Origin of the sequence: Streptomyces sp. NTH33, from assembly GCF_003236365.1 — a bacterium.
GTDB lineage: Bacteria > Actinomycetota > Actinomycetes > Streptomycetales > Streptomycetaceae > Streptomyces.
On sequence record NZ_POTZ01001142.1, the window covers coordinates 1 to 423 of the forward strand.

Consider the following 423-nt stretch of genomic DNA (forward strand, 5'->3'; position numbering starts at 1 on the left):
GAAAAGAATGTTCCTGAAGAGCTAACGCCTCCCAACTGATATATATTGTAAGCCCCAGCATCAAAAGCACAGACGAACGGCAACGGGTAGCCGACTGTGTAGAAAGGATCGGCCGGCAACGTAATATCGGCGGCTCCACGTTTCCATGTGATGCCCTTATCAGTCGAATATGCCACAGCCACTCGCTTTATACCTTCGACTTGTTCAGTGGCATAATAGTACAAGTTACCATCCGATGGAGTTTGCACCAAAGCCCCTTTTTCCATTGACGCGGGAATGGCTCCGGCGGCCAAGTCAAGTCCGAACCAATCATTTCCATTGCTCGTGATCCAAACGGAAGTGGCAGGAGCACCCGTATGCGTTACACCGCCGACCAAACGGAGCATTGGATGATTGTTTGCTTTATATAGTTGAGTACTGAAA

General features: G+C 49.2%; 1 protein-coding gene. It reads right to left on the minus strand.

Features of this window, described 5'->3' with window-relative positions:
• A partial coding sequence (locus C1I97_RS40890) for a sialidase family protein (RefSeq protein ID WP_220040912.1) occupies nucleotides 1-386 on the minus strand: 386 nt, incomplete at its 3' end.
• Nucleotides 387-423 lie beyond the last annotated feature (37 nt).